Origin of the sequence: Pseudomonas sp. SIMBA_067, from assembly GCF_046534675.1 — a bacterium.
GTDB lineage: Bacteria > Pseudomonadota > Gammaproteobacteria > Pseudomonadales > Pseudomonadaceae > Aquipseudomonas > Aquipseudomonas putida.
This window is the reverse complement of the sequence record NZ_JAWRYH010000285.1, coordinates 1-279: the sequence shown is the minus strand read 5'-3', so window position 1 is coordinate 279 and position 279 is coordinate 1. Positions and strand designations below refer to the sequence as shown.

At 42.7% G+C, this 279-nt stretch carries 1 pseudogene; it reads left to right on the top strand.

What is annotated here, in order from left to right:
- Window positions 1–279, top strand: a pseudogene (locus tag SB765_RS29110) (hypothetical protein); the annotation flags it as partial.

Sequence of the window (279 nt, the reverse complement as noted above, 5' to 3'; positions counted from 1 at the left end):
AATGCCATGTTAGCTATAAAAGCAATAATATTACCTTTTACGATGAATACAGTTTTAGTAGTACCCTTGATGAGCAAGCAATGTACTTGTTCAATGAAGGGAGTCTTGAGCATGCTTATGCGCACTTAGGGGCGCAATTTATTACACAACAAGGCGTTGACGGTGTTCGTTTTTGTGTGTGGGCGCCAAATGCTGCCAGCGTTTCAGTGATTGGTGAATTTAACTTTTGGCAGTCCAATCGTCACTTTATGCGATTTCATCCGGCCAGTGGAGTATGGG